This window comes from Ruegeria sp. CDSA141 (assembly GCF_059612005.1).
The window spans coordinates 1-6,728 of sequence record NZ_JBXWPT010000039.1; the positions used below are offsets into that span (position 1 = coordinate 1).

Below are 6,728 nucleotides of genomic sequence, written 5' to 3' on the forward strand. Positions count from 1 at the left end.
CCGCCCAAGTTTAGCGAAGGGCGGCCTCCTTCATTTCAAAAGTGGGCCGGTCTGATCCAGATACGCCGTATCGAAACCTGAAATGGCCACCAATCCGTCATAGTCGTCGAACGTCACGCAGCCGTCCCGAAAGGTCAGCAGCCGTTTTTCGCGAAGCTGCCTCAAAACACGGTTCACATGGATGGAGCTTAAGCCGAGTGCATCAGCAAGATGGTACTGCGTCAAAGGGCAAGCGAATCCTTTCTTGCTCCCCATTCCGACCAGCCTCAGCCGTTCCGCCAGCTCCAAGAAGAAATGCGCCATGCGCGCATCTGCGGCGCGTCGGCCAACCCCAACGAGGTGCTCGACGACCATGGCTTCGTCCCGTGATGCTGCCCAGAGAACGGCTGCCGCCAGGCGAGGCGTTTTCTCGAATGCTTCCAGAAGGTCGTCCTCCAGAACCTCCACCGCCTGAATGTCCGTGACCGGCTCGAAACTGTGGTCGGAGGTGCGCAGCAGGACGCTGCGCAATCCAAGAAAATCCCCTGGTATCTGGAAGTCTACGATCTGTCGGGTTCCATCCGGCTGAAGCTTGTAGGAACACACCCAACCAGCGGCCAGAATGTAAGCGGCCTGATCCGACTGCCCCTGATGCACAAGATCACGCCCCGCGGTGAAGGAACGGCGGCGCAGATGCAAACGCTTCAAAACGTCCAATTCATCGTCAGACAAGGCGACGAAGACTTGCAGCTTCCGTGTCAGCGGGCTTTCAAAGATATCCGTCATCGGGGCCTCACAAGCCGGAAAAGCTCCAGGCGCAATCGTGCAGAGACTGCTTTCGGTTAGCCCAACATAGCCTTTTTTCTGCGAAGATGCTTGTGATAAGCGAGGCCGCCCGGTCGCGCGTTACTTTAACCGTTACCTGGAAGGAAGTCACAAAATGCGTAGCGAACAGGACTTCTCGGGAATGGCGGCCCTCGCAATCTGCGAGTCGATGCTGCTGGCGATGAACGATCACAAGCTTCTCGCAGAACGTGAGATCATGGGTATCCTTCGCGATGCTGCAAAGACGCATGAAACCGCGGCTGTAACTGATGGCGAGATAGAGGCGCATCGGTCCGTGGCGGTTCTCATCAACCGGATCATTGCTAGCGGGAACTCCGTTCGGAGGCCGCCGGGATGACACATAATTTCAGCGAGATAGATATCGCCCATGCCGTTTTCGTCCAACTCGAATAACGCACGGGGCCAACAGCCCGACCAGCAGGACATGCCGGGTAGCATGGGCCACCAAGACGGCAGCATCCAAACCGACATGCAGACTGCCGGATCTGCCTCGACCGCGTGGCAAGCGCGGGTCCAGCCAGGACCCTTGCCCGTCACGGGCGGGGCACCCGGCGCGGGATACCCCTCCGGTGTAACCGGTCCAAGACAGGAAGAGGCCCGGCTGACCGCATCAGACTGGACACGAACCCTGATGAAGTACCGGCAGCCAATCCCCTCTCGCAGTATTTTCGAACTGACGGTCACGCTCGCGCCTTTCGTGGCAATATGGGCGGTTGCCTGGTGGGTGCTCTCGATCAGCACCGCGTTGGCACTGGCTCTCGCGTTGGCGAATGCAGTCTTCCTGCTCCGGCTGTTCATAATCCAGCACGACTGCGGGCATGGTTCCCTGTTCCGCGACCGGCGTCTGTGCGATTGGATCGGTCGCGTGATCGGCGTTATCACGCTGACACCCTACGACGTCTGGCGCAAGACCCACGCGATCCACCACGCCACGAGCGGAAACCTGGACCGGCGGGGCATCGGAGACCTGCCGGTGCTGACAGTCAGGGAGTACCGCGGGAAGGGATGGCCGGGCCGTACGCTTTACCGCCTGTTACGCCATCCGGTTTTCCTGTTCGGGGTGGTGCCGTTCTACACGTTCTTCCTGCACAACCGGCTGCCAGTACACCTGATGCGGTCCGGCTGGCGCTACTGGTTGAGTGCGATGGCGACAAACGCTGCCATAGGCCTCACTCTGACAGTGATTGTCTTGCTGGGCGGTTGGGAGGTAATGCTGTTCGTCTTCCTGCCGACGATGCTTCTGGCCGCAATAGCCGGCATGTGGTTTTTCTACGTGCAGCATCAGTTTGAGGAAACCAGCTGGCGGCACGAGGAAGACTGGAACATCCGGGACGCGTCCCTTCACGGCAGTTCGCACTACGCTCTGCCCGGCATCCTGCGCTGGATCACCGGGAACATCGGAGTCCACCATGTGCATCACCTGGCCAGCCGCATCCCGTTTTACCGTTTACACGACGTAGTCAAGGATCACGACGTCCTGGCACAGACCAGACGCATTACGCTTTGGGAAAGCTTCCGCTGCGCGCGACTGCACCTTTGGGATGAGAAAAGCCGCAGATTGCTGTCGTTTGCAGAGGCCCGGGCACTTCCCACCTGAGCCTTGCGTAATATTGCCACTGGTCAGTGAATTGGTGCGTTGGATAGGAAACTGGGAGCACCTCATTAGGACATTTGTTGCTCCACGGACGGCCACATCTGTGCCAGTAGGGTTTCTTTCTGAGCCAGTATTGTCGGGACAATTGGGCTGATTATTCAGTTGTCGCTCTAGTCAGGAAGGTGGATGCTGTGACCGCCATATCGTCAGCAGCAAAGGTATGAATGAAGGAGGGCGGACTGATTGATCTCATCGCCGACTATGAACCCTATCTTGCGCTCGCAGTTGTCGTCCTTCTGTTCGCAGCATTTCTTTCCGAGCGCTTCGAACCGGACGTAACCGCTGCGGGGGCCGCCGCGCTGTTTGTCGTCTTGGGGTTTGTCCCCACGAATGAAGTTCTGGCAGCGTTTTCGAACCCTGCACCCATAACGATCGCCGCGATGTTCGTAATCAGCGGCGCGCTGGTCCGAACCGGGCTTCTCGACGCACTTGCGAACAAGGTTGTCGCCGCAGGGAGCAAGCGCCCGGTCGCCGGTATAGCGGCGTTTCTCATCGCGACGCTAGTCGCCTCGGGTCTGATTAACAACACGCCGGTCGTCATCGTCCTCATACCGGTGGCCATTCGTTTGGCGCAGAGCCTGGGCTTTGCTGCGACACGCCTGTTGATTCCGCTATCCTACATGTCCGTCCTGGGCGGGACGTGTACTCTGATCGGCACGTCGACCAACCTTCTGGTGGACGGCGTTTCCCAGGCGTCTGGCTTGGAACCGTTTTCAATTTTCGAGATCACACCGGTCGGTCTGGTGGCCGCGGCCACAGGCGGTGTGGCGCTCCTCCTGCTTGGACCTGTCCTACTGCCGGACCGAAAGGATATTGCGGAACAGGGCGGCGACGATAAAGCGACTTTTTTGACCGAGGTACGCCCGCAAGAGGACTACCCGAATATTGGTCGAACGATTCATGAAATCGCCGCCTTCAGCCGAAGAGGTGTTGAAATCGTCGGCATCCGTGCGCGTTCTGGAGTCAAGAGAGAGGGATTGAGTGAACACATACTCGAACCGGGCGACAGGATCATTGCCAAGGTTGCGACATCAGAACTGCTCACCCTCAGGAAACTTGAAGGGATCGAAGTCGGGTTGCGCCAGGGGCCAGCGGCCGAAAACACCTCGGAACTGATTGTTGCCGAGGCAATCGTGACGCTTTCGCGCCGAAGCCGCGGCGTGCGCATTGCCCAGCTTGCCATGGGGCACCGATACGGCATGCGTGTTCTTGGCGCCCACCGACATGGGGAATTGCTTGGACCCGACCTGTCGACGGCGCTTTTACGCCCCGCCGATACGCTGCTTTTGGAAGGAACGGCTGAAGGCTTTGCCCGAATGACCGAGGCGGGCGATCTTGCCGCGATCACGGATGCCGGGGGGCGCGCCTTCCGCCGCGGGAAAGCGCCGCTGGCTCTGTTCGCGCTTTTCGCGGTTGTGGCGCTCGCCGCAGCCGGGTTCGCCGAGATCAGCGTGCTTGCCCTTGTCGCGGTCGCTGCCATCCTCGTGCTCCGCTGCATCGACAGCGGCGAAGCCTGGGCGTCCATCGACGCCAGCGTCCTTGTGCTGATCTTTTCCATGCTAATCGTCGGCAGCGGTATGCAGAATGCAGGAGCAGTCAACCTGATCGTGGAGACATTGGTGCCGACTCTCGTAGAGTTGCCCCTAATTGTCACGCTCGCTGTGATCTACATACTGTCTTCGGCGCTCACCGAGGCGGTTACCAACAACGCCGTAGCCGTCGTTGTTACACCTCTCGCGATCGGTGTTGCGGAACAGCTCGGTGTCGACGCCAAGCCGTTCGTCGTCGCTGTGATGTTTGGCGCAAGTGCAAGTTTCGCCACTCCGGTCGGCTATCAGACCAACACATTGGTATATGGCGCAGGGAACTACAAGTTTTCCGACTTCCTCAGGATCGGCGTTCCGATGAATCTTATCGTCGGCGCAGCCGTGGTCGGGGTGATCCCGGTATTCTTCCCATTCTAGGGTATCCGGTCTTGATCTGCGGTGCTTGTAGCGCATTTTGCGCGCGCTGCATGAATTGTCAGCAGGAGCAGCATGAGGATCCCGACCGTTGCGGCAATAGCTGATCCTGAGAGAATTCCAAGCTTTGCGGCGTTCAGCGTTGCCGGATCGAAGGCCAAACCCGCTATGAACAGCGACATCGTGAAACCGATACCAGTTAGAAACGAGCCGGCCAGAATTAACGGCCCCGACAGGCCCGGCGCTAACACTGCCAGGCCCAATCGGACAGCTAGCCAGCTGAACCCGAAGACGCCGATCGGTTTTCCTAACACCAGGCCGACAATTATCGCCAAGGAGACCGGTTGTTCGAAATCGGCACCCTGAACCGTGATGCCGGCATTTGCCAGCGCGAAAATCGGCATGATTGCAAAGCCGACCCAAGGGTGCAGCATTGTCTCGAGCCGTTCGACTGGCGAGAGTGCCTCCGTGACCGCTCTGCTTGCTTGACGCAGGTTATGGCGGGTTGCGGTATCTCCCTGCTGCCGATCGCCGGCCGGAACGGCGCGTAGGCGCCCAAGGATTGCATGCAGCCGGGCATCGCTTACCCATATGCGCGTCGGCGTCATAAGGCCCAGAATGACCCCTGCGATGGTCGCGTGAACGCCGGAGGCGTCGATGCATAGCCAGACTGCCGCACCGAGAAGAAAGTAAACCGGGACACTTCTGATCCCGACGCGCGAGGCGCCTGCGACGATACCAATTCCCAGCAGACCCAAACCGAGCGCCGACCAGTTCAACGCTTCCCCGTAACCGAAGGCGACTACGAGAATTGCGCCGATATCGTCAAAAATGGCCAGAGAAAGAAGGAACAGACGCAAGGTGGACGGGATTCGCCTTCCGAAAAGCGCCAGGCATCCAATCACGAACGCCGTATCGGTTGCCATCACGGTTCCCCAGCCGTGCGCCCCGGGCTGCCCGGACATCAACAAATGATAGAACGCGACCGGCACCACCATGCCGCCCAAAGCGCCCGCGAACGGCAGGGCGGCCTGTCGCGGGTTTTGCAATTCGCCCAGTACGATCTCGCGCTTGAGCTCCAGAGAAAGCACGAAAAAGAAGAGGGTCATCAGCCCGTCGTTGATCCAGTGTCGCAGCGAGCGGGTGAAATCGAACGAACCGAATGTCAGGCCAACAGGGGTCTTCCAGAAGCCCAGGAAGCCTTCTTGCCAAGGCGAGTTTGCCAGCGCCAAAGCCAGCAGAACAGCCAGGAACAGGAGCCCACTCGCGGCCGCTTGGATCTCTAGGAAGCGTGCGAAGGGTTTTGTTATTCTATCGGCGGACTCTTGGGGCAGGCTTTGATGATTGTCTATCATGGGACAACTACGCCAATTCGGGTGAAAAGAGACTACGCCATTGAAGCGTGGACGCAATGACCACGTGGATCAATGTCTGGCTATGCAGGAACCATCCACGCAGGATATTCACCAGCAGGTTTTTCAGTTTCTGAGAAACGGACAATGCGGAAACGGTTGATTAGGCTTCACAAATTAAGGAACAGGTTAGCATCCGGCATTCATGAAGCCCCGGAGTTGGTTCTTTGTCATTTCCCCGCGAACGGCTCCGAACAATAGCTGGATCGTCACCAGAAGTCGTTTGTCAGACTTCGGTGCTTCGGCTCTTTCCTTGAGCCAGCTGTGACTTTCCAAAGTTCAGTCCGCTTCACTCAGAATTTTTAAACCAGCGGCCAATAGATGCGTGGACATTCGGCCGCGTCTTCATGGTTTCCAGGTCGTTCCTGAACCAGACCGAACGGACGCCCGACGGCGGCGCCATGATGCTCTTCTGTTGCAACTCCCAACTTGCACGGTTCTAACCTAGGGCCAGATCTTCGATGGCCAACTCGATCACAGCCCGTTCGACATGTTCCGACACCCGGTTCTTCAGGATCGGTTTCTTGCGGCTTAGGTCCATCAAGGCCTCGCAGTCCGATTTCGCCGCCCGTCGCGCCAATATCGGCAAAGCGTAGCTGAAGGTCACAGGATCCGAATGCGAGGATCGTCAGGCCTCTGATCTGCAACATTTTTTCCGAACTCTGGTGATATCACATCAGCGTCCGGTTCCGGATCGCGCTCCTGCGGTCGGTTGCTGCAGCACCACATGGCGGCAAAGTGCCCGTTCTGCCGAATGCTTCACCATGCAAAGTGAGCAGCAATGCGCTTGAAAGCTGAATTGTCTGACGTCAGCGCCAATGGGACAGTTTAGGTCGATTTGATAAGAGAGGGTTTCTGGCTCATCGTAACCGCCAA

Annotated in this window: 6 protein-coding genes; 3 read left to right on the forward strand and 3 right to left on the reverse strand. The window is 58.4% G+C overall.

Annotated elements, in window-relative coordinates; all coding sequences use genetic code 11:
• Positions 1 to 30: 30 nt before the first annotated feature.
• Positions 31 to 765, reverse strand: a complete 735-nt coding sequence (locus AC2FLP_RS21815) for a Crp/Fnr family transcriptional regulator (protein ID WP_496686488.1) — start codon at positions 763 to 765, stop codon at positions 31 to 33.
• Positions 766 to 919: 154 nt separating this feature from the next.
• Between AC2FLP_RS21815 and AC2FLP_RS21820 the strand changes: the two genes are divergently transcribed.
• From AC2FLP_RS21820 to AC2FLP_RS21830, 3 genes are all read left to right on the forward strand, one after another.
• Positions 920 to 1,162: a hypothetical protein gene (locus AC2FLP_RS21820; RefSeq protein ID WP_282121138.1), complete on the forward strand. Its 243-nt coding sequence runs from the start codon at positions 920 to 922 to the stop codon at positions 1,160 to 1,162.
• Positions 1,163 to 1,456: 294 nt separating this feature from the next.
• On the forward strand, positions 1,457 to 2,422 hold the full coding sequence (locus tag AC2FLP_RS21825) for a fatty acid desaturase (protein WP_496686491.1): 966 nt from the start codon (positions 1,457 to 1,459) through the stop codon (positions 2,420 to 2,422).
• 221 nt (positions 2,423 to 2,643) lie between these two features.
• Positions 2,644 to 4,443, forward strand: coding sequence for an SLC13 family permease (locus AC2FLP_RS21830; protein ID WP_496686485.1), 1,800 nt, complete (start codon positions 2,644 to 2,646; stop codon positions 4,441 to 4,443).
• Here AC2FLP_RS21830 and nhaA read toward each other — a convergent pair.
• Together nhaA and AC2FLP_RS21840 are read right to left on the reverse strand one after the other, a co-directional pair.
• A complete protein-coding gene (gene nhaA / locus AC2FLP_RS21835) occupies positions 4,440 to 5,795 on the reverse strand; it encodes a Na+/H+ antiporter NhaA (RefSeq protein WP_496686483.1) in 1,356 nt (451 codons plus the stop codon). The two genes, AC2FLP_RS21830 and nhaA, sit on opposite strands and share 4 nt — an antisense overlap.
• Before the next feature lie 733 nt (positions 5,796 to 6,528).
• A partial coding sequence (locus AC2FLP_RS21840) for a hypothetical protein (RefSeq protein WP_496710079.1) occupies positions 6,529 to 6,728 on the reverse strand: 200 nt, incomplete at its 5' end.

What these genes read in the sequence shown, in the direction of transcription:
- AC2FLP_RS21815 (WP_496686488.1), bottom strand. Translation starts at nt 765, where the DNA reads ATGACGGATATCTTTGAAAGCCCGCTGACACGGAAGCTGCAAGTCTTC.
- AC2FLP_RS21820 (WP_282121138.1), top strand. Translation starts at nt 920, where the DNA reads ATGCGTAGCGAACAGGACTTCTCGGGAATGGCGGCCCTCGCAATCTGC.
- AC2FLP_RS21825 (WP_496686491.1), top strand. Translation starts at nt 1,457, where the DNA reads ATGAAGTACCGGCAGCCAATCCCCTCTCGCAGTATTTTCGAACTGACG.
- AC2FLP_RS21830 (WP_496686485.1), top strand. Translation starts at nt 2,644, where the DNA reads ATGAAGGAGGGCGGACTGATTGATCTCATCGCCGACTATGAACCCTAT.
- nhaA (WP_496686483.1), bottom strand. Translation starts at nt 5,795, where the DNA reads ATGATAGACAATCATCAAAGCCTGCCCCAAGAGTCCGCCGATAGAATA.